Raw genomic sequence first — 20,918 nt, 5'->3', positions numbered from 1 at the left:
GTCGCCTAGTGCGCGGTGCGGCGTGGCCGCGGGCGGTGCCGTGAGGTCGGGGCATCCGGATGCCGGGTGCCGGGCGCGCAGAAACACTTCCTGCACGGGGAAACGCGGGGAGAGCGCGTTTCTGCGCGCGGATCGCGTTTATGCGTGGGGGCGGCGGCGGGCGGGGGCGACGGGAGGACGCGAACGCCGACGGCGCGCGTCAGTGGCGGTGGCGCGCGGCCGAGGCGCGGAGCGACTGGATCGCGCGGTCGGGGTCGTCGGCGCCGAACACGGCGGATCCGGCGACGAAGGTGTCGGCACCGGCCTCGGCGGCCTGCGCGATCGTCGATTCACCGATGCCGCCGTCGACCTGCAGCCAGACGCTCGAACCGCGCCGCTTGGCCTCGTCAGCGAGGGCGCGGAGCTTGGGCATTGTCTCGGGCATGAACGACTGCCCGCCGAAGCCCGGCTCGACGGTCATGACGAGGATCTGGTCGAACTCGTTCAGCGCCTCGAACAGGTTCTCGACGGGCGTGCCGGGCTTCACCGCGACGCCGGCGCGCGCGCCGATCGACCGGAGCTGGCGAGCGAGAGCCACGGGGGATGCCGCGGCCTCGAGGTGGAAGGTGACCGATGCCGCGCCCAGCTCGGCGTAGACCGGAGCCCAGCGGTCGGGGTCGTCGATCATCAGGTGCACGTCCAGCGGCACCGGGCTGGTCTCCTGGATGCGACCCACCATCTGCGGCCCGAACGTGAGGTTGGGCACGAAGTGGTTGTCCATGACGTCGACGTGCACGAAATCGGCGCCCGCGATGCGCGCGAGCTCGGCCTCCATGTTCACGAAGTCGGCGGCGAGGATGCTCGGGTTGATGCGGGGGGCGTCGGTAGGCACCCGACCATTATGGGCGCGGGTGCACGTCCACCCGGCGCGGGCGAGCGTCCGACCCACGCGGGAGAGCGTCCACCCCGCGCGGGCGCGCGTCCACCCCGCGCGGGCGAGCGTCCACCGCGCGGGCGCTCGGCTGCCCGCCTCCGATCGTCGGTGTCGTCGGCACGCCGCACCTCGCTCGCCGGACGCGGCGTGTCGCGGACTGGCGCGAACCGGGCGCGGGAATCCGAGGTGAGGGCGGGTCAGCGCTTGCGCAGCAGCGCGATCGACATCGCATCGGTGCCGTGGCGGTGGGGCCACAGCTGGGCGCGCAGCGATCCGTCGGCCTGCTCGGGCAGGTCGATCTCAGCGACGGCGATCGCGCGCACGACCGCACGGGCGTCGAGCTCTTCGACCGCGTCGCCGAGCTCGCGCGTGACCTCGGCCAGCACGCCGGAGGTCTCGGCGAGGTGCGGCGAGCACGTGACGTAGGCGACGACGCCACCGGGTGCGAGCGCCTGGAACGCCGCCAGCACGAGCTCCTGCTGCAGCGCCGTCAGGTCGGGCACGTCGGACGGCGTCTTGCGCCACCGCGCCTCGGGCCGCCGCCGCAACGCGCCGATGCCGGTGCACGGGGCGTCGACCAGGATGCGGTCGTACTCCCCCGGCATCCGGGCCGCGCGCTCGCGCCCGTCTTCTTCGCTCACCTCGACGTCGAGCGGCACGGATGCCACGGCCTGGCGCACGAGCCCTGCGCGCGCCGGCGCGATCTCGTTGGCGTCCAGGGTCGCGCCGTGAGCGAGCGCCTCGGCGGCGAGCAGGGCGGTCTTGCCCCCGGGGCCGGCGCACAGGTCGAGCCACCGCTCCCCCTCTCGCACGGGCACCGCCCGGCTGAGGGCGAGGGCGGCCAACTGCGACCCCTCGTCTTGCACGCGGATCCGGCCGTCGGAGGCGCGGATGAGTTTCTCGGGGTCTCCCCCACGGGTCGTGAACGCCGTCGGGGCGAAACGCGCCGCGGCGGCGTCGTCGGGGACCTCGGCGAGCCCCGGCAGCGCGACCATGGCCACGCGGGGAGCGACATTGTCGGCCTCGAGCAGCGCACCCAGCTCTTCGACACGGCCCTCGGCGGTCAGGGCGCGCCGGAGGGCACGCACGATCCACACGGGATGCGAGGTCGTGAGGCCGATGCGCTCGTCGTCGCTGCGCGCGCCGGCGGCGATGCGCTGCATCCACTCTCCGGGCGTGTCGCGCGAGACACGGCGGAGCACGGCGTTGACGAAGCCCGCCGCCCCCTTGCCGCCGCCGTGGCGGCGCGCCAGCTCCACCGACTCGTTGACCGCCGCGTGCGAGGCGACCCGCGTCGACAGAAGCTGATGCACGCCGAGGCGGAGCGCGTCGAGCACGTTCGGGTCGATGCGGTCCACTGTGCGATCGGCCGCGGCGGCGATGATCGCGTCGTAGGTGCCTCGCCGACGCAGCGTGCCGTAGGTCAGTTCCGTCGCGAGACCTGCGTCCTTGGCATCCAGCTTCGCCCGCACGATGGCGTGCGGCAGCAGCAGATTGGCGTATGCCTCGTCGCCCGACACGGCGCGCAGGACCTCATAGGCGACGGCACGCGCTCCCTGCACGCTCATGCGCCGAGCACCGGCTCGTCGGAGCGAAGGCCGCGGAACCAATCTCCGGCGGCCATGGCGCCCTTGCCCGCGGGTTGGACCGTCTCGAGGCGGAGCGGCGTCGTGCCGGTACCGACGATCACGCTCTTTCCGGAGGCCGCAACGCGCCCCGGCGGAAGCGGCGGCGCATCACTCGGGGCGGCGCGCAACACTTTGAAGCGCGCGCCGTCGAGCGTGGTGTGGGCGCCGGGCTCGGGGGTGACACCGGCGATGCGGTGCAGGAGGCTCCTGGCATCCTGCGCGAAGTCAAGGGCGCCGTCTTCGAGGGTGAGCTTCGGAGCGAGCGTGGGTTCACCCTGTTGCGCGCGGGCGATCGCGGTGCCGGCGGCGATGTCGTCGACCACGCGGGCCAGTAGCGGCGCGCCGATCCCGGCGAGGTCCTCGAGCACGTCGGCGGTGGTGGCGCCGGAGGGGACCGCGTAGCGCTCCTCGGCGAAGACGTCGCCCGCGTCGAGGGCGGCCACCAACTGGAAAACGCTCGCACCGGTCACGGTGTCGCCCGCGATGAGGGCGCGCTGAACGGGCGCGGCGCCGCGCCAGCGCGGCAGGAGCGAGAAGTGCAGGTTGATCCAGCCGTGCGCGGGAGTCGACAGCAGCGGCTCGCGCACGAGTCCGCCGTACGCGACGATCACGCCGAGCTCGGGTGCCAGGGCGGCGATCTCGGCGGTCGCGTCGGCGTCGAGGCGGTCGGCCTTGATGATCGGGATGCCGAGCTCGTCCGCGGCCTGCGCGACCGGCGACGGGGTGAGCACGCGCTTGCGTCCGAGCGGTGCGTCGCCGCGGGTGACGACGGCGACGACCTCGTGCGGGCCGGCCGCCAGCGCGCGGAGGGAGGGGACGGCGACGGCGGGCGTGCCGGCGAAGACGAGGCGCATGGTTCTCCTCAGGCGGGTCGGGGCGTTCTCTCGCCGGACGCGGGCTGCGCCGGCTCGGTGCGGGCACCGCTCACAGATCGGGCTCGGGGATGTCGAGACGAACTCTGAGCGTACTGCGCGGCTTCGGACCGCGGTCTTTGCGGGGCTTGCGCGCACGCAGGGCGTCGGCGACGACACCCGCGCGCAGAGCCTCGGCGACGGCCCGACCGTGGGCGTAGTCGAAGCGTACGAGAGCGCGCGAGGTCGCGATCTCGGGCGTCTGCGACGTGTCCACCGGGCCGAGGACGGCGAGGGCGTCGAGCTCGGGCACCGCTTCACGCAGCGAGGCGAGCAGGGTGTCGACGCTGCGCGCGTGTCCGTCGATGCCGGCGACGCGCACGGCCGGGGGCATGCGGAGGGGGGCGCGGTCGGCGAGCTCCGCGCGGGCGTAGGCGGGCTGCGTCCACGTCGCGAGGGCGCGGGCGACGGGGCCGGCGACGCCGACCAGGTGCACGGGGGCGCCGGGTGCCGCCAGGGCGGCGGCATTGGACCACCAGCGCAGACAGCTCTCGCCGATGCGCAGGGCCTCGCTCTGCAGCATCCGGTCGCCGTCGAGCAGGATGACGGCGCGATACCCGCCGCGGGCGATCGGCTCGGCGCCGCGGGTGGCGATGACGAGGGCGGGATGGGGGTCGACCTCGGCGACGGGGTGTGCGCCGTCGGCGACGATGACCCGGGTGTTCGGGAAGGCGCGGCCCAGCTCGTCGGCGGTGCGTTCGCTGCCCGACGACGCCATGCGCAGCTTCGCCGAGCCGCAGTGCCCGCACGTCCACGCGTGTGCACTGCGTCCGCACCAGGCGCATACGGGCGTCGCACCGGGGCGGGCGGCGCGCAGCGGCCCCGCGCAGTGCGGGCACCGGGCGGGGCGGCGGCAGTCGGCGCACACGAGCGACGGCGCATAACCGGGGCGGGCGACCTGCACCAGCACGGGACCGTGCTGCAACGCCTCGCGCGCGGCGGCGAACGCCGACGACGGAACGCGTGATTGCCGCTGCTCGCCTTCGCGGGTCGCACTGAGCACGACACGGGGGCTCGATCGGCGTGCCGGCGCGATCTCGCGTACGTAGCCGACATCGATCAGCCGCTGCACGTCGGTCGTGCGGGTGTGGCCGGCGAAGACGAGGGCCGACCCTTCGAGCTCCTGGCGCACGAGAGCGGCGTCGCGTGCGTGCACGCCGGGGGCGAGCGGCTCCGAGAGCAGGGAGTCGCCGTCGTCCCAGATCGCCACGAGACCGGTGTCGTGCGCGGGCGTGTACACCCCGGAACGGCGGCCCACGACGATGCAGGGCACGGGTGCGAGAGTGCGCAGATACTGCGCGTAGCGCGCGGGGCCCGACTGGTCGGCGTCGTCGCGCACGATGGCATCCGGGGTCACGAGCTCACCGAGGGCGGCGAGCAGCTGCGCCTGGTCGCGGTAGTCGGGGACGACGAGAACGGCGCTGCGCCCCTGCGCGAGGGTGTGCACCGCGCACGCGGCGAGCAGGTCGGCCCACGCGCCGCGCGGCAGCTCGGCGTGCGGCCGCGCGGGCGCATCGAGCGCGATGCGCTGTCGCGCGTCGAGCGCATCGGCGAGACCGGGGTAGGGCTGCAGCAGCGCGTCGGAGCGCTCGCGGGCGGCGGGTCCCACCTCGGGCGGCTCGGGCGGCGGAGCGGCGGCCCACGCCTTCTCGGCGCGGACCATGCGCTTGGGCACGGCGAGGCGCAGCACATCGCTCACCGAACCGGCGGCGCGGTCGGCCACGCGCCGCGCGAGCGTGTACAGACGTCGGGGCAGCACCGGCGTCGGCGACACCACCGCCTCGACCGACGACAGCGGTCGCTCCGTGCCGTCGTCGGCGACCACGTCGACCACGAAGGCGTCCATCATGCGCCCCGCGGAGCGCAGCGGCACCTTCACCCGCACGCCCGGTGCGATGTCGGCGACGAGGGGGTGCGGAACGGCGTAATCGAACAGACGGTCGAGCTGGGGCACGGGTGATTCGAGCTGCACCCGCGCGACGCGACGCTCGCTCACGAACGCCCGCCGTCTGCGACAGGGCCGCTCTCGACGCCGCCGCCGACGGGCGCCGGGTCGCACGCGCAGCGCGACCCGGGCCGGGAGCGGCCGGAGGAGTGCGCCGACGGTGCGCGGCCGGAGGAGTGCGCCGACGGTGCGCGGCCGGCGTCAGGGCGCGATGCCGCGCCGCTGGAGCCCGATCGGCGCCCCTCGCGCGCCGACTCGGTGCCACGCCGCCACGCGGCCCGGAAGCGACCGCACGAGCGCGCCTCTTTCGTCGCCGACGGCCGCCCCGCACCGTCGGAACGCCGAGAACGCGGCGCCGTCGAGATGCCGCCGCGGCCGCAACCCACGACGCCCGCCCGCACGGTCAGAGACCGGCGGCGGCGCGCAGCTCGTCGACGCGGTCGGTGCGCTCCCACGTGAATGCGGGCAGTTCGCGCCCGAAGTGGCCGTACGTGGCGGTCTGCGCGTAGATCGGGCGCAGCAGGTCGAGCTGCTCGACGATGGCCGCGGGGCGCAGATCGAACACCTCGCGGATGGCGCCCACGATCACGTCGTCGGCCACGTGCGCGGTACCGAACGACTCCACGTACAGACCGACCGGGTTGGCCTTGCCGATCGCGTACGCGACCTGCACTTCGAGGCGGTCGGCGAGGCCCGCCGCGACCGCGTTCTTGGCGACCCAGCGCATGGCGTAGGCGGCGGAGCGGTCGACCTTCGACGGGTCTTTGCCACTGAAGGCGCCACCGCCGTGACGAGATGCCCCGCCGTAGGTGTCGATGATGATCTTGCGGCCGGTGAGACCGGCATCGCCCTTGGGGCCGCCGATGACGAACGGCCCGGCCGGGTTGATGTAGTACTTGACGTCGGGAAGGTCGAGTCCCGTCTCGGCGAGCACCGGGTCGATGACCTCGGCCTGCACCTGCGCGCGCAGGTCTTCTTGGGAGATGTCGGGGTGGTGCTGCGTCGAGAGCACCACGGAGTCGACGGTGCGGGGCACGAGGCCGTCGTAGCCGAGCGTGACCTGCGTCTTGCCGTCGGGGCGAAGGAACGGCAACGCTCCGCTCGTGCGAACGGCGGCCAGGCGCTCGGCGATGCGGTGCGCCGTCCAGATCGCCATCGGCATGAGCTGCGGCGTCTCGTTGGTGGCGAAGCCGAACATGATGCCCTGATCGCCGGCGCCCTGCAGGTCGCGGGGGTCGACCGAACCGCGCTCGCGCTGCTCGAACGCCTTGTTGACGCCCGCGGCGATGTCGGAGGACTGCGCCCCGATCGACACGGACACGCCGCACGACTCGCCGTCGAAGCCGGTCTCGCTCGAGGTGTAGCCGATGCGGTTCACCACGTCGCGCACGATCGCCGGGATCTCGACGTAGGCGCTCGTGGACACCTCACCCGCCACGTGCACAAGCCCGGTCGTGACGAGGGTCTCGACGGCGACGCGCCCGGTGGGGTCGTCGGTGAGGATGGCATCGAGGATGCTGTCGGAGATCTGATCGCAGATCTTGTCGGGGTGTCCTTCGGTGACGGACTCGGACGTGAACAGGCGCAGGTCGGTCAAGGTGACTCCGAGGGTGAGCGAGCGGGGATGGGCACAAGTATGCCCCGGACGGCGATGAGCCGCCCGGGGCATCGTCACATCTGTGAACAGATCACGAGAGTGCGGGGCTGTGGATCACTCCGCAGCGCGCAGGCGCAGCTTGTCTTCGTGGATCTCGTGCAGCGCGATCGTGAGGGGCTTGTCTTCGACGGTGGAGTCGACCAGCGGGCCGACGTTGTCGAAGAGGTTTCCCTCGTGCAGATCGGAGTAGTAGTCGTTGATCTGGCGCGCGCGCTTGGACGCGTAGATGACGAGCTGGTACTTCGAGTCGACCTTGTCGAGCAGAGCGTCGATGGGCGGGTCGATGATGCCCTTGTCACGTCCGGCCATGGGGAACCTCCTGGTTCGGCGGGATGGGGTGGATGCGGCGCCGGAAGCGCCGAAGCATCCTCTGATTCTAGCCGACGCCGGCACGGCGCGTGCGGAGGGGCGTCGGGTGGGTCGGGCTCTCACGGTCCGGGGCGGGTTTCGTCCGTCAGGGAGGCCGCCCGACATCGACGGCATGGGCGCGCGAGCGGCCTCGCTCCGGCCATGTGGGGGTGACCTGGTATCCCCGGTTCGGGGCGGATTCTGCCCTTCGGGGCGCGAAACGCACGCCCCGAAACGCGTAATCCGCCCCGAACCTGCAGAAGACCCGCGTCAGCGCTGCGCGGCGGCGAGGGAGACGACCTCGGCAGCGGCGGATGCCACGTCTTCGTTCACGACGCGATAGTCGAACTCGTTCTGCGCGGCGAGTTCGACCCGGGCCGTGCGAAGGCGGCGCGCGCGCTCCTCGGCATCCTCGGTGCCCCGTCCGACGAGACGCTGGACGAGCTCGTCCCAGCTCGGCGGGAGGAGGAACACCAGCGTCGCCGACGGGTCGGCGGCGCGCACCTGACGAGCGCCCTGCAGGTCGATCTCGAGCAGGGCGGTGCCGCCCGCGTCCAGCACGCGCTCGATCGGCGCGCGCGGCGTGCCGTAACGGTTCTGGTTGTGCACCACCGCCCACTCGAGCAGCTCCCCCGCGGCGACCATGCGGTCGAACTCCGCGTCGTCGACGAAGTAGTAGTGCTGGCCCTCGACCTCGCCGGGACGGGGCTTGCGCGTCGTCGCCGAGACCGAGAGGTGGATCTGCGGGTAGTTCTGCTTGATGTGCGCGGCCACCGTGCCCTTGCCGACGGCCGTGGGCCCGGCCAGCACGATCAGGCGGCTGCGTCCTTCGCGGGGACCCGGCTCGGGCCAACGGCTGTCGAGGAAAGCCCGCAGCGCGTCGCGCTGACGCGTACCGAGACCGCCGAGACGCTTGACCGGTGAGATGCCGAGCGAGGCGAGGATGCGGTCGCGCTTGCTCTCGCCGATCGCCGGGATCGCGGTGAGGAACTCGGTGACGCGCATCGCGCCCGCCGACGACAGCGGGTCGGCGAGGCCGCGCCGCAGCAGTTCTTGCGGCGAGATGACACGGCTCGACACATCGCGCTTGAGCGCGGCGCGTTCGCGGCGCGCCTCGACGGCGCGGCGGGACGCTGCGGCGCGGTCGACCTCGGGCGGGCGGCGGACGTCAACCATGCAGGGTCTCCCGGTAGAGCGCGGCGCGCTGCTCGATGCGGGCGGTCAGGCGGTCGGGGCCGACCGCGAGGATGCTCCGGCTCTCGTTCGCCACGACCGCCTTCGCGACGTAGCCGAAGAGCCGATGCAGGTCGGCGGGCTCGGCGCCCTGCGCCCCGAAGCCGGGCGCGAGGATCGGCATGCCCGCCAGTGCCACATCGCCCAGGCCGAACGCCGCCCGGTCGACGGTGGCGCCGACGACGACGCCGATCGAACCGAACGCCCCGGGAGCGCCGATGTTCGCCTCATTGACGTCGTGCGCGACGCGGGCCGCGACGTACTCGTGGTCGCCCACGGCGAGGGCGTCGTCGACGATGGCGCTCTGTAGCGCACGAGCTTCGGGATTGCTCGTCGCCGTCAACACGAACGCACCCTTGCCGTGGCGCACCGCGAACGAGAGCGTCTCGCGCAGCGAGTCGGCGCCCATGTACGGCGCCAGCGTCACGGCATCCGCCTCGAGGGGCGAACCGGTCTCGAGCCACGCGTGGGCGTACCCCTGCATGGTCGTGCCGATGTCGCCGCGCTTGGCGTCGGCGATGACGAGCAGGCCCGCCGCGCGGGCGGCGGCCATCACGTCCTCGAGGGCGGCGAACCCGCGGGAGCCGTATCGCTCGTAGAACGCCACCTGGGGCTTCACCACGCCGACGCGGCCGGCTGCCGCCTCGACCACTCGCAGGCCGAACTCGCGCACGCCGTCGGCCGTGGCATCCAGCCCCCACGCCGACAGCAGTGCGGCGTGGGGGTCGATGCCGACGCACAGGGCGCCGTGGGCGTCGAGCGCGGCGGAGAGCCGCTGACCGAACGTCTCGCTCACAGACGGCCTGCGCGATCGCCGGCGTACTCCTGCAGGCTGCGGACGGCGAAGCCGTCCTTCATCGCACCGAGCGCGCTGACGGCCGCGCCGAGCACGGCCATGGTGGTGAAGAGGGCCTTGTCGGCGGCGACCGCGGCCGCACGGATCTCGTATCCGTCGGCGCGCGCCGAACCGCCGCTGGGCGTGTTGACGATCATGTCGATCTGCCCCGCGTTGATGAGGTCGACCACGTTCTGCTGGCCCGACCCCTGCGTCTCGGAGTACTTCTCCACGACCTGGACCCGGATGCCGTTTCGCGCGAGGATCTCGGCCGTGCCCTCGGTGGCCATGAGCTCGAAGCCGAGCTCCTGCAGGCGGTGCGCGGGCAGGATCACGGCGCGCTTGTCGGCGTCGGCGACCGAGATGAACACGGTGCCCGAGGTCGGCATGCCGCCGTAGGCCGCCTCCTGCGACTTCGCGAACGCGGTCGGGAAGTCGCGGTCGATGCCCATGACCTCGCCGGTCGAGCGCATCTCGGGTCCGAGCACGCTGTCGACGGTGTGGCCGTCGGCGGTGCGGAACCGCTTGAAGGGCAGCACGGCCTCCTTCACGGCGACGGGCGCGTCGAGCGGCACTCGCGACCCGTCCTGCGCGGGCAGCAGACCCTCGGTGATCAGCTCGGCGATCGTGCTGCCGGCCATGATGCGGCTGGCGGCCTTGGCGAGCGGGATGCCGAGCGCCTTCGAGACGAACGGCACGGTGCGGCTGGCGCGGGGGTTCGCCTCGATGACGTAGAGCACGCCCGCCGAGATCGCGAACTGCACGTTCAATAGGCCGCGGACGCCGACGCCCTTCGCGATCGCCAGCGTCGCCTCGCGCACGCGGTCGACCTCGGTGCGACCGAGCGAGACCGGCGGGAGCGTGCACGACGAGTCGCCGGAGTGGATGCCGGCCTCCTCGAGGTGCTCCATGACGCCGCCGATGTAGAGGTCGGTGCCGTCGTACAGCGCGTCGACGTCGAGCTCGATCGCGTCGTCGAGGAAGCGGTCGACGAGCAGCGGGAGTCCGGGACCGATGATCGCCTGGTCGGCGACGCGCACGAAGTAGTCGCGCAGCGCCTCGGTCGAGTAGACGATCTCCATGCCGCGGCCGCCGAGCACGAAGCTCGGACGCACGAGCACGGGGTAGCCGATCTCCTCGGCCACGGTGACCGCGCCCTCGACGTCGATCGCGGTGCCGTTGCGGGGGGCGACGAGGCCGGCGTCGTCGAGCAGGCGCGAGAACAGCTCGCGCTCCTCGGCGAGGTCGATCGCCTCGGGGCTGGTTCCGAGGATGGTGTAACCGGCGGCCTCGATGCCCTTCGCCAGGCCCAGCGGCGTCTGACCGCCGAGCTGGCAGACGACGCCGAGGATGGTGCCCGACTGGCTCTCGGCGTGCAGCACCTCGAGCACGTCTTCGAGCGTCAGCGGCTCGAAGTACAGGCGGTCGGAGGTGTCGTAGTCGGTCGACACGGTCTCGGGGTTGCAGTTGACCATGACGGTCTCGTAGCCGGCATCCGACAGCGCGAACGAGGCGTGCACGCACGAGTAGTCGAACTCGACGCCCTGGCCGATGCGGTTGGGTCCGGAGCCGATGATGACGACCTTCGTGCGGTCGGAGGGGGTGACCTCGGTCTCGGCGTCGTACGAGGAGTAGTGGTACGGCGTCAGAGCCGGGAACTCCCCCGCGCAGGTGTCGACGGTCTTGTAGACCGGGCGCACGTCGAGCGCGTAACGCGCCTCGCGCACCTCGGCCTCGTCGAGGCCGCGGATCTCGGCGATCTGGGCATCGCTGAAACCGTGCTCCTTCGCGACGCGGAGGGTGTCGGCATCCAGGTCCTCAGCCGCGCCGATGAACGCGGCGACCTCGTTGATGAGCACCATCTGGTCGATGAACCACGGGTCGATCGCCGTCGCGTCGAACGCCTGCTCGGGCGTGGCGCCCTTGCGCAGAGCCTGCTGCAGCACGACGATGCGGCCGTCGGTCGGGGTCTTCGCGATCTCGAGCAGCTCGTCGACCGAGCGCGACTCCTCGCCCCAGTGAAAGCTGGAGCCGCGCTTCTCGAGCGAACGCAGCGCCTTCTGAAGGGCCGTGGTGTAGTTGCGGCCGATCGCCATCGCCTCGCCCACCGACTTCATGGTGGTGGTGAGCGTGGTGTCGGCGGCGGGGAACTTCTCGAAGTTGAACCGCGGCACCTTGACCACGACGTAGTCGAGCGTGGGCTCGAAGCTGGCCGGGGTCACCTTCGTGATGTCGTTGGGGATCTCGTCGAGGCGGTAGCCGATGGCCAGCTTCGCCGCGATCTTCGCGATCGGGAAGCCGGTGGCCTTCGACGCCAGCGCGCTCGAACGCGACACGCGGGGATTCATCTCGATGACGATGATGCGGCCCGTCTTCGGGTCGACGGCGAACTGGATGTTGCAGCCACCGGTGTCGACGCCGACGGCGCGGATGATGTCGATGCCGATGTCGCGCAGCCGCTGGTACTCGCGGTCGGTCAACGTGAGCGCGGGGGCGACGGTGATCGAGTCACCGGTGTGCACGCCGACGGGGTCGACGTTCTCGATCGAGCACACGACCACCGTGTTGTCGGCGGTGTCGCGCATGAGCTCGAGCTCGTATTCCTTCCACCCGAGGATCGACTCTTCGAGCAGCACCTCGTTGGTGGGCGAGTCGTGCAGGCCCGCGCCGCCGATGCGGCGCAGGTCGGCTTCGTCGTACGCGAAGCCCGAGCCGAGGCCCCCCATCGTGAACGAGGGGCGGACCACCAACGGGTAGCCGAGTTTCTCGGCACCGGCGAGGAGCTCGTCCATCGTGTGGCAGATGACGGATGCCGCGACGTCGGCGCCCGCCTCGATGACGAGCTCCTTGAAGATCTGGCGGTCCTCACCGCGGTTGATCGCGTCGAAGTCGGCGCCGATGAGCTCGACGTCGTACTTCTCGAGGATGCCGCGCTTGTGCAGCTGGATCGCCGCGTTCAGGGCCGTCTGCCCACCGAGGGTGGGGAGCACGGCATCCGGCTTCTCTTTGGCGATGATCGACTCGATCACCTCGGGGGTGATGGGCTCGATGTAGGTCGCGTCGGCGAAGTCGGGGTCGGTCATGATCGTCGCCGGGTTGGAGTTGACGAGGATGACGCGCACCCCCTCTTCACGCAGGACGCGGCACGCCTGGGTGCCGGAGTAGTCGAACTCGCAGGCCTGACCGATGACGATCGGGCCGGAGCCGATGACGAGGACGGAGTTGATGTCGTCGCGCTTAGGCATTGGTGTCTTCCTGGGTCGAGTCCTGAGCGTCGTTCGGGGCCTGAGCCGCAGCGTCCGGTCCCTGAGCCTGTCGAAGGGCGGTGCCCTGAGCCTGTCGAAGGGTCGCGAGAACCATCTCGCGGAAGCGGTCGAACAGGTAGTTGGCGTCGTGCGGGCCCGAGGCGGCCTCGGGGTGGTACTGCACGCTGAACGCGGGGATGTCGAGGGCGCGCAGACCCTCGACGACGTTGTCGTTGAGACCGATGTGGCTCACCTCGACGCGGCCGAAGCCGTTCGGGCTGTCGACGACCTCGTTCAGGGGGGCGTCGACGGCGAAGCCGTGGTTCTGCGAGGTGATCTCGACGCGGCCGGTGGTCTTGTCGAGCACCGGCTGGTTGATGCCGCGGTGGCCGAACGGCAGCTTGTACGTGCCGAAGCCGAGTGCGCGGCCCAGCAGCTGGTTGCCGAAGCAGATGCCGAAGAAGGGCAGCCCGTCGCCGAGCACGGCGCGCAGCAGTTCGACGTGCTGGTCGGATGCCGCGGGGTCGCCGGGGCCGTTGGAGTAGAAGGCCGCGACGGGCTCGATGGCGCGGATCTCGTCGATCGTCGCCGACTGCGGGAACACGTGCACGTCGAACCCGCGGGCGGCGAGGTTGTCGATCGTCGACTTCTTCACACCCAGGTCGAGCACGGCGAGGTTGCCGATGCGCTCGGCGGTGGCGGGGGTCACCTCGACCTCGGTGACCGAGACCTCGGCCGAGAGGTTGCGGCCCGCCATGCCCGGCGCTTCGCGCACGCGGCGCAGCTGCTCGTCGGCATCGAGATCGGCCGCCTCGCCCGAGAAGACGCCACCGCGCATGCTGCCCGAGGAGCGGATGCGGCGGGTCACCGCGCGGGTGTCGATGCCGGAGATGCCGACGATGCCGTCTTCGACGAGCGCGTCGTCGAGCGAGCGGTTGGCGCGCCAGTTCGACACCATGCGCGAGGGGTCGCGCACGACGTAGCCGGCGACCCAGATGCGGCGGGATTCGGGGTCTTCGTCGTTCACGCCGGTGTTGCCGATGTGCGGGGCGGTCTGCAGCACGATCTGGCCCGCGTACGAGGGGTCGGTGATCGTCTCCTGGTAGCCGGTCATGCCCGTGGCGAAGACGACCTCGCCGAGGGTCTCGCCGCGCGCGCCGTACGCGCGGCCGGTGTAACGGGTGCCGTCTTCGAGCACGAGGACGGCCGGGTCGCGCGTCAGGCGCGCGGAAGGGATCAGGGCGGTCATGCGTCGCTTCCTGTCGTGGTGATGAGGGGACGGATGGCGTCGGCGAGGGCTTTCGCCGAGGCATCCTGAGGACGGAGGTAGGTGTCGACGACCGTGTCGTCGTCGATGCGCCAGCTGACGCGCGTCAGGCCGCCCGGCTCGACCACGCGGTCGATGGCGACGGTGGCTTGGGCGGCATCCACCAGGCGGTCGCGGGTGAGCGCGATGCGGGGCTGGCCCGGAAGGTCGAGGGCGACGCCGGCCGTGGTGACGGTGACGTCGACGCGGGAGCGGAAGCCGAGGCCCTTGATGGCGAGACGCTCGAGCGGCTCGTCGTGACGGGTCGTGGCGACGTAGAGCCCCGGGAACACCGCCGTCTCGACAGCGTCCGCGGGCAGCTCCCCCACCGGGGCGGTGAAGCGCGCATCGCGCCGCGTTCGTCGCACCCACGCCCACGCGAGCAGGGCCAGCAGCACGACGGCCACACCGGCCATGACGAGCAGGGCGCCCTCGCGACTCACGCGAGCGCTCCGGGGGCGTCGAGCAGCGCGCCGTCGACGACGGTGGGGATGCCGGCGCGCACGGTCCAGCGGACCTCGCCGGGCAGCTCCCGCCCGAGGTACGGCGAGTTCTTGCTGCGGCCGCGCAGGTCGTCGAGGCCGAACGTGCGCGAGGGGCGCGGGTCGTACAGCGTGAAGCTCGCGGGCTGCCCCACGGCGACCGGCGTGCCATGGCCGTCGAGGCGACCGATGCGCGCCGGGGCCGCCGACATCACGCGGGCGACGTCCGTCCACTCCAGCAGGCCGGTGTCGACCATGGCGTGGTGGACGACGCGCAGGGCGCTCTCGAGGCCCACCATGCCGTTCGCCGCCGCGGCCCACTCGCAGGCCTTGGCCTCGGCGGGGTGCGGGGCGTGGTCGGTCGCGACGATGTCGATCGTGCCGTCGGCCAGGCCCTCGCGCACGGCCATCACGTCTTCTTCGCGGCGCAGCGGCGGGTTGACCTTGTAGCGGGCGTCGTAGTCGCGCACGAGCTCGTCGGTCAGCAGCAGGTGGTGCGGGGTCACCTCGGCGGTGACGTTCACCCCGCGCTTCTTGGCCCAGCGGATGATGTCGACCGAGCCGGCGGTGCTGAGGTGGCACACGTGCAGGCGCGAGCCCACGTGCTCGGCCAACAGCACGTCGCGGGCGATGATCGACTCTTCGGCGACGGCCGGCCAGCCGGTCAGGCCGAGCTCGGCCGACACGACGCCCTCGTTCATCTGCGCGCCCTCGGTGAGCCGCGGGTCTTGCGCGTGCTGGGCGATCACGCCGTCGAACGCCTTCACGTACTCCAGCGCCCGGCGCATGATCAGCGGGTCGAAGACGCAGAAGCCGTCGTCGCTGAACACGCGCACGCGGGCGCGGGAGTCGGCCATCGCGCCGAGTTCGGCGAGCCGCTCACCCTTCTGCCCGACCGTCACGGCCCCAATCGGCTGCACGTGCACGTACCCGGCGGCCTCGCCGAGCGCGAGCTCCTGCTCGACGACGCCGGCGGTGTCGGCGGTGGGCGAGGTGTTCGGCATCGCGAAGACGGTGGTGAAGCCGCCGGCCGCGGCGGCGCGGGACCCGGTGAGCACGGTCTCGGATGCCTCGAACCCGGGCTCGCGCAGGTGCACGTGCAGATCGACCAGTCCGGGCAGGGCGATGAGTCCGTCGGCGTCGACGACGGTGGCGCCCGTGTGCGACAGGCCGGTGCCGGTCTCGGCGATGACGCCGTCACGGACGAGGAGGTCGGTGGCATCCTGACCCTCGATGCGCGCGCCGCGCACCAGAAGCGTCTGGGGGGTGGCGTGGCTCATCGGAGGTCCTCTTTCTCGGTGTCGGGGCGCTCGCCCGCGAGCAGCAGGTAGAGCACGGCCATCCGCACGGAGACGCCGTTCGTGACCTGTTCGAGCACCGTCGAACGAGGCGAATCGGCGGCTTCGGCGGAAATCTCCAGACCTCGGTTCATCGGACCGGGGTGCAAGACAATGCTATCGGTCGGCAGGGCCTCCAGACGTCGCGCGTCGAGCCCGTAACGGCGCGAATACTCCCGTTCAGTCGGGAAATACGCCGCCGACATGCGCTCGAGCTGGATGCGGAGCATCATGAGCGCATCGGGGCCTGTGGAGATGGCGTGATCGAGGTCGTAGTCGACCTCGACCGGCCAGCCGCTGACATCCTGCGGAACGAGTGTCGGCGGGGCGACCAGCGTGACGTGGGCGCCGAGAGTGCGCAGCAACCACACGTTCGACCGTGCGACCCGGGAATGCAGCACGTCGCCGACGATGGTGACCCGGATGCCGTCGAGGTCGCGGCCGCGGCTGTGGTCGCCGAACAGGCGCTTGCGGATGGTGAACGCGTCGAGCAGCGCCTGCGTGGGGTGCTCGTGCGTGCCGTCGCCGGCGTTGACGACGCCCGCGCTGATCCAACCGGAGGTCGCGAGCGTGCGCGGGGCTCCGGACGCGCCGTGGCGGATGACGACGGCATCCGCCCCCATCGCCTGGAGCGTCTGCGCCGTGTCCTGCAGCGACTCGCCCTTGCTGACGCTGGAGCCCTTCGCCGAGAAGTTGATGACGTCGGCGCTCAGGCGCTTGGCTGCGGCCTCGAACGAGATGCGCGTGCGCGTGGAGTCCTCGAAGAAGAGGTTGACCACGGTCTTGCCGCGCAGCGTCGGGAGCTTCTTGACCTCGCGGCGCTGGGTGTCGGCCATGTCTTCGGCGACGTCGAGGATCGTCAGGGCCTCGTCGCGCGAGAGGTGCTGGGTGTCGAGAAGGTGCCTCATGACTCGATCGTCACCTCTTCGACGCCGTCGGTCTCGGCGAGGCGCACGTTCACGCGCTCGTCACGGGCGCTGGGGAGGTTCTTGCCCACGAAGTCGGGGCGGATCGGCAGCTGGCGGTGGCCGCGGTCGATCAGCGTCGCGAGGCGCACGGCGGCGGGACGCCCGATGTCTTGCAGGGCGTCGAGCGCGGCGCGGATGCTGCGGCCCGAGAACAACACGTCGTCGACCAGCACGACGGTCTTGCCGTCGATGCCGCCGGCGGGGATCTCGGTCTTGCGCGGTGCCCGCGTGGGGTTGCGGTGCAGGTCGTCGCGGTACATCGTCACGTCGAGCGCGCCGACCGGGACTTGTGCGCCGCCGAACTCGCCGATCATCGAGGCGATGCGTTCGGCGAGAGTGACCCCGCGGGTCGGGATGCCGAGGAGGACGAGTCCCTCCGGTCCCTTATTGGACTCCAGGATCTCGTGCGAGATGCGCGTCAAAGCGCGGGCGATATCGGCATCGTGCATGACGGTGCGCGTACTCATCCGCTGCTCCCTTCTCCGCCTCACGGGACGGGGTTAAAGGTTGCTGTGGTTCGAAAGCAATCTTAGCGGGTGCGCCGGGCGGATGCCGGGTGGTGCGGCGCGGCGTGTGTGGCGTGCGTCGGGGCCGAGGTGCGTGACGGCGTCGGGGTCGTGGCATCCGGGGGACTCGCAGTGTGCGCATAAACGCGATCGGCGCGCATGAACGCGATCTCCCCGCGTTTATGTGCGCCAATCGTATTTATACGTGGTGCGGCGCCGACGGGCGCTCGTCGGGATGCTCTGGCCTCGATCGTGTGACGGCGTCGAGGTCGTGGCATCCGGGGCACCTGTGATGTGCGCATAAACGCGATCGACGCGCGGAAACGCGATCTCCCCCCGTTTATGCGCGTGAATCGCGTTTATGCGTGGATGCCGGGCCGTGCGGCGCCGGTCGCTCGCCGGGGAGCCGTGGCCTCTCGGGGTCGGCGGGCCAGGCCACGGGCCAGGCCACGGGCCAGGAACACACCGGCGGCAACCTCCCAGCCGACGAGCGGCGCGAGCTCGGGGGCGCCGAAGAAGACGGGGATGAGTCGAATGAGCGGCGCTACCTCGGGGGCGCCGAAGAAGACGGGGATGCGTCCGATGAGCGCCGCGACGATCGCGGCCACGCCGCCTCACGTGTGATGTGCGACATGGGTGCTCCCTCGGGAGCGAGGGGGCACCGTCGCAGCCCGTGCGGCGCGCGACGAACGGGCGTGACGGGGGCCTCTCCATCGGGGCGGGCGCGCGCGATGGTGACCAGCGGAGGGCTCGGGGCGACGGGAGGGCCGCCACGCGGCATCCGTCCTCCGCTCGTCCCTCGTCCTCCGGCGGTCACCGGCGCGGACGACGGGCGAGCGGATGCCGTGGGCTCAGCCCGCGGCGACCTCGGCGGTGGCACGCTCGGCGGCGGCGCGCTCCCCGCTGGGCGTCGAGCGGATCGGGTGACCGGTGGTCGTCAGGCAGCGGCCCGAGGCGAGGTCCCACTTCCAGTCGTGCAGCGAGCAGGTGAGCACGCCGTTCTCGATCTTGCCGGTCTTCGTCAGGTCGGCGCGCAGGTGCGGGCAGCGGCGCTGCACGGTCCAGCCGTCGATCTCGGCGTCCTCGGTCTGATCCGACTGCTCGGCGTACCAGTTCTCGACGTACTCGATGCGGTCGCGCGAGAGGCACTTGAGGAACGTGGTGAGGAACTCGTTGAACTTGCCCGAGCGGCCCACCTCGAACTGCATCGACAGGAAGATCGAGTTCGACCAGTCGATCTCGTGGTCGCGGATGTTCGTCGACACGAGGTCGGCGGGAATCGTGTACCAGTAGATGCACTCCTCGCCGGCGTATTCGCGCACCTTCGCCTTGGGGAAGTCGACGACGAGGTCGAGCTCGCCGATGCGGAAACGCACCGCTCCCCCGACGCCGTTGCGGATGGTGCGGGCGCGACGCAGAAGCGGCTCCCACCACTCCTTGATCGCCGCCAGCATCTCCGCCGGCGGCAGGATCTCGGCGCGCGAGGCCTCCTCGGCCTGGATCTCGCCCTGGCGGCTGTCGCGCTGCTCGGCGAGGTAGTTCCACTTGTCGCCGAACACGCGCTCGATCTCGTCGTCGGTGTAGAGCGTCTGCGTGACGGTGACGTCGGGCCCCTGCACCTCGACCTCCGTGCCGGGCAGGAACAGGTAGCCCTTCTGGTCGGGGCGCTGCTGCTTCATGTGGGCGAGGAACTCGCGCTGATCGGTGAAGATCGAGTCGTTCTCGAGGCCCGTGCCGTTGTAGCGGAACAGCGCCTCGCGCAGGAACATCGGCGGGCCCGCCATGGGGAAGACGTGCTCGGCATCCACTTTCTCGATGTAGTACATCGCGCGCTTGTTCTGCGCGTCGCGCTTGAGCTGCGCGAAGTTCTGCTTCGCATCCTGCGGCAGGTCGTAGACCATGGGCCACCAGATGGCGCCCGAGACCTGGGTGAAGTACGCGTCGGGCTTGCCGAAGTCGAAGAGCTTCTCCAGATCCAGGGGGTGCGAGTCGTTCTGGTTGAGGATGGATGCCGTGCCGTCGTCGACCGAGAGCGACGAGTCGCCGATGGGGCCGTCGGAGGGGGCGCGCAGCGGCGTCACCATGAGTTTCAGGTCGCCGAACTGCAGCGGTACACCGGCCTCGGTGCGGACGAGGTTCGTGTAGCCGAGGGCGATCAGGTCTTGCTCGAGGTCGTCGGTGGGGTACTCGGGCAGGAGCACCTGGATGTCTTTCGACACGTAGCGCTCGAGCAGTGCCGGGTCGAAGTGGTCGCGGTGGCGGTGCGAGATGTAGAGGAAGTCCGCCTGGCCGAAGCGCTCCCAGTCGAGGGCGCGGTTGTCGGGGAACGGGAACCACGAGCCGAAGAAGCTCGGACCGATGACGGGGTCGCAGAGGATGCTGCCGCCCGCCGTCTCGATGAACATGCCTGCGTGGCCGAGGCCGGTGACTTTCATGTCGCTCCTGTGTCGTGGACGGAACCTGTCGAGTCTACGCGGGGGTGCCTGGGTGGGCGGTGGGCGCGGTGCGGGAATCGTACGATGACGAGATGGCGGGTGCGCTCGTGCTCCTCGCGGTGGCGACCGCGCTCGTGGTCGCGGCGATCGTCGTACGGGTGCGCTCATTGCGTCTGCCGCATTCGCTGGTGGTGGAGTACGCGCCGCGCCCGCGAGCCACCGTCGTCGACGACGCCATCCTCGCGGGACAGGAGCGTCGCGCGGTCGCGGCCGGTCTCGTCGACCTCGTCGTGCGCGGTCGCGTCCACCTGCTGACCGAGAACGGCGTCTCACGCAAGAGCATGGCGGTGCAGGTCATCGCCCCCGAGACTCTGACCGACGACGAACGTCGTCTGCTCGAGGTGGTGTGCGGCCCGGAGACACCCAGCGGGTACTCCCGCCGGTTGTCTCGCGACCGACGCCGGATCGCGCGAGGCGTCCGTGCGTTCGTCGCCCAGCGCGGACGCCGCCTCCAGCGCGAGGGCCTCCTGAGGGGATGGCATCCCGGTCGGTCGGTGATCCGATGGAGCAGCGCGCTCCTCGTCCTCGGGGTCGGGTTCTTCCTGTCGACGGCACCCGCACCCGCCGCCTTCGGGGTCGGTGTCGCAGCGCTGGCCCTGGCGCTCGTCGCGCTCGCCGTCGTTCCGCGGGGTCTCGCGCGTCGCTTCACACCCGCGGCGACGCCCCGGCGAGAGCACCTTGACGGCATCCGTCAGTACCTGACGCTCGCCGAGGCCGATCGACTGCGGGTCTTGCAGTCGCCCGCGGGATCACGCCAGCAGGCGGGTGACGCCGTGGAACGGTTCGCGGTGAACGAGCGCCTGCTTCCGTACGCGGTCATGTTCGGCCTGACCCCGGAGTGGCTCACCACCCTGAAGATCGGCTACGACGAGCTGGGCCAGACGTCTCCGCACACGCTGGCCGAGGTCGGCGACGGGTTCCTTCAGGTGATGGATATCGAGGCGACGGTGAAGGGCGTGGTCAACATCGTGTTCGCGACGGACCATGCTCTGGATGCCGCGGGGGCGGTGCTCGACGGCCTGTTCTGACCGCGCGAGGCCCTCGACGTCACGGCCGACCACGCTCTGGATCCCGCGGGGGCGGTGCTCGACGGCCTGTTCTGACCGCGC

17 protein-coding genes are annotated in these 20,918 nt (G+C 71.5%); 1 reads left to right on the top strand and 16 read right to left on the bottom strand.

Annotated features, from left to right (window positions below):
- Nucleotides 1-199: 199 nt before the first annotated feature.
- The 16 genes from rpe to QE410_RS07295 all read right to left on the bottom strand — a co-directional run bounded on the left by rpe (nt 200) and on the right by QE410_RS07295 (nt 19,749).
- Nucleotides 200-871 (bottom strand): ribulose-phosphate 3-epimerase, encoded by a 672-nt coding sequence (gene rpe / locus QE410_RS07370; RefSeq protein ID WP_307329955.1) that lies wholly within the window; start codon nt 869-871, stop codon nt 200-202.
- 239 nt (nt 872-1,110) lie between these two features.
- A complete protein-coding gene (locus QE410_RS07365) occupies nt 1,111-2,481 on the bottom strand; it encodes a transcription antitermination factor NusB (RefSeq protein ID WP_307329953.1) in 1,371 nt (456 codons plus the stop codon).
- Nucleotides 2,478-3,395 (bottom strand): methionyl-tRNA formyltransferase, encoded by a 918-nt coding sequence (fmt, locus tag QE410_RS07360; protein WP_307329949.1) that lies wholly within the window; start codon nt 3,393-3,395, stop codon nt 2,478-2,480. The genes QE410_RS07365 and fmt overlap by 4 nt, the downstream gene beginning before the upstream one ends.
- 70 nt (nt 3,396-3,465) lie before the next feature.
- Nucleotides 3,466-5,448, bottom strand: coding sequence for a primosomal protein N' (locus QE410_RS07355; protein WP_307329946.1), 1,983 nt, complete (start codon nt 5,446-5,448; stop codon nt 3,466-3,468).
- A 352-nt stretch (nt 5,449-5,800) separates the two neighbouring features.
- On the bottom strand, nt 5,801-6,994 hold the full coding sequence (gene metK, locus QE410_RS07350) for a methionine adenosyltransferase (RefSeq protein WP_307329943.1): 1,194 nt from the start codon (nt 6,992-6,994) through the stop codon (nt 5,801-5,803).
- Between the two features lie 114 nt (nt 6,995-7,108).
- Nucleotides 7,109-7,363 (bottom strand): DNA-directed RNA polymerase subunit omega, encoded by a 255-nt coding sequence (gene rpoZ / locus QE410_RS07345; RefSeq protein WP_055837405.1) that lies wholly within the window; start codon nt 7,361-7,363, stop codon nt 7,109-7,111.
- Between the two features lie 309 nt (nt 7,364-7,672).
- Nucleotides 7,673-8,578 (bottom strand): guanylate kinase, encoded by a 906-nt coding sequence (gene gmk / locus QE410_RS07340; protein WP_307329939.1) that lies wholly within the window; start codon nt 8,576-8,578, stop codon nt 7,673-7,675.
- Nucleotides 8,571-9,431, bottom strand: coding sequence for an orotidine-5'-phosphate decarboxylase (gene pyrF, locus QE410_RS07335; RefSeq protein ID WP_307329936.1), 861 nt, complete (start codon nt 9,429-9,431; stop codon nt 8,571-8,573). Before pyrF ends, gmk begins: the two co-directional genes overlap by 8 nt.
- Entirely contained in the window at nt 9,428-12,715 is a 3,288-nt protein-coding gene (gene carB / locus QE410_RS07330) for a carbamoyl-phosphate synthase large subunit (RefSeq protein ID WP_307329933.1), read from the bottom strand. Before carB ends, pyrF begins: the two co-directional genes overlap by 4 nt.
- Nucleotides 12,708-13,964: a glutamine-hydrolyzing carbamoyl-phosphate synthase small subunit gene (gene carA, locus QE410_RS07325; RefSeq protein WP_307329930.1), complete on the bottom strand. Its 1,257-nt coding sequence runs from the start codon at nt 13,962-13,964 to the stop codon at nt 12,708-12,710. The genes carB and carA overlap by 8 nt, the downstream gene beginning before the upstream one ends.
- Nucleotides 13,961-14,464: a hypothetical protein gene (locus QE410_RS07320; protein ID WP_307329927.1), complete on the bottom strand. Its 504-nt coding sequence runs from the start codon at nt 14,462-14,464 to the stop codon at nt 13,961-13,963. The genes carA and QE410_RS07320 overlap by 4 nt, the downstream gene beginning before the upstream one ends.
- The gene (locus tag QE410_RS07315) at nt 14,461-15,783 is read right to left on the bottom strand and encodes a dihydroorotase (RefSeq protein WP_307329924.1); all 1,323 of its coding nucleotides are present in this window, start codon (nt 15,781-15,783) and stop codon (nt 14,461-14,463) included. Before QE410_RS07315 ends, QE410_RS07320 begins: the two co-directional genes overlap by 4 nt.
- Nucleotides 15,780-16,748 (bottom strand): aspartate carbamoyltransferase catalytic subunit, encoded by a 969-nt coding sequence (locus tag QE410_RS07310; protein ID WP_307329921.1) that lies wholly within the window; start codon nt 16,746-16,748, stop codon nt 15,780-15,782. The genes QE410_RS07315 and QE410_RS07310 overlap by 4 nt, the downstream gene beginning before the upstream one ends.
- Nucleotides 16,745-17,275: a bifunctional pyr operon transcriptional regulator/uracil phosphoribosyltransferase PyrR gene (gene pyrR / locus QE410_RS07305; protein WP_307329918.1), complete on the bottom strand. Its 531-nt coding sequence runs from the start codon at nt 17,273-17,275 to the stop codon at nt 16,745-16,747. The genes QE410_RS07310 and pyrR overlap by 4 nt, the downstream gene beginning before the upstream one ends.
- A 398-nt stretch (nt 17,276-17,673) precedes the next feature.
- Nucleotides 17,674-17,922: a hypothetical protein gene (locus QE410_RS07300; RefSeq protein WP_307329916.1), complete on the bottom strand. Its 249-nt coding sequence runs from the start codon at nt 17,920-17,922 to the stop codon at nt 17,674-17,676.
- Between the two features lie 243 nt (nt 17,923-18,165).
- Nucleotides 18,166-19,749 (bottom strand): Rieske 2Fe-2S domain-containing protein, encoded by a 1,584-nt coding sequence (locus QE410_RS07295; RefSeq protein ID WP_307329913.1) that lies wholly within the window; start codon nt 19,747-19,749, stop codon nt 18,166-18,168.
- Between the two features lie 92 nt (nt 19,750-19,841).
- Here QE410_RS07295 and QE410_RS07290 point away from each other — a divergent pair, with 92 nt between their 5' ends.
- On the top strand, nt 19,842-20,837 hold the full coding sequence (locus QE410_RS07290) for a DUF2207 domain-containing protein (RefSeq protein WP_307329910.1): 996 nt from the start codon (nt 19,842-19,844) through the stop codon (nt 20,835-20,837).
- The last annotated feature ends 81 nt before the right edge of the window (nt 20,838-20,918 follow it).

It is taken from the genome of Microbacterium sp. SORGH_AS_1204 (assembly GCF_030818935.1).
In the GTDB taxonomy this organism is placed as follows: Bacteria; Actinomycetota; Actinomycetes; order Actinomycetales; family Microbacteriaceae; genus Microbacterium.
This window is presented reverse-complemented; position numbering and strand designations above follow the sequence as displayed.

Coding starts and splice junctions, on each gene's coding strand:
- QE410_RS07365 (WP_307329953.1), bottom strand. CDS start 2,481: ATGAGCGTGCAGGGAGCGCGTGCCGTCGCCTATGAGGTCCTGCGCGCC.
- fmt (WP_307329949.1), bottom strand. CDS start 3,395: ATGCGCCTCGTCTTCGCCGGCACGCCCGCCGTCGCCGTCCCCTCCCTC.
- rpoZ (WP_055837405.1), bottom strand. CDS start 7,363: ATGGCCGGACGTGACAAGGGCATCATCGACCCGCCCATCGACGCTCTG.
- gmk (WP_307329939.1), bottom strand. CDS start 8,578: ATGGTTGACGTCCGCCGCCCGCCCGAGGTCGACCGCGCCGCAGCGTCC.
- carB (WP_307329933.1), bottom strand. CDS start 12,715: ATGCCTAAGCGCGACGACATCAACTCCGTCCTCGTCATCGGCTCCGGC.
- carA (WP_307329930.1), bottom strand. CDS start 13,964: ATGACCGCCCTGATCCCTTCCGCGCGCCTGACGCGCGACCCGGCCGTC.
- QE410_RS07315 (WP_307329924.1), bottom strand. CDS start 15,783: ATGAGCCACGCCACCCCCCAGACGCTTCTGGTGCGCGGCGCGCGCATC.
- QE410_RS07310 (WP_307329921.1), bottom strand. CDS start 16,748: ATGAGGCACCTTCTCGACACCCAGCACCTCTCGCGCGACGAGGCCCTG.
- pyrR (WP_307329918.1), bottom strand. CDS start 17,275: ATGAGTACGCGCACCGTCATGCACGATGCCGATATCGCCCGCGCTTTG.
- QE410_RS07295 (WP_307329913.1), bottom strand. CDS start 19,749: ATGAAAGTCACCGGCCTCGGCCACGCAGGCATGTTCATCGAGACGGCG.
- QE410_RS07290 (WP_307329910.1), top strand. CDS start 19,842: ATGGCGGGTGCGCTCGTGCTCCTCGCGGTGGCGACCGCGCTCGTGGTC.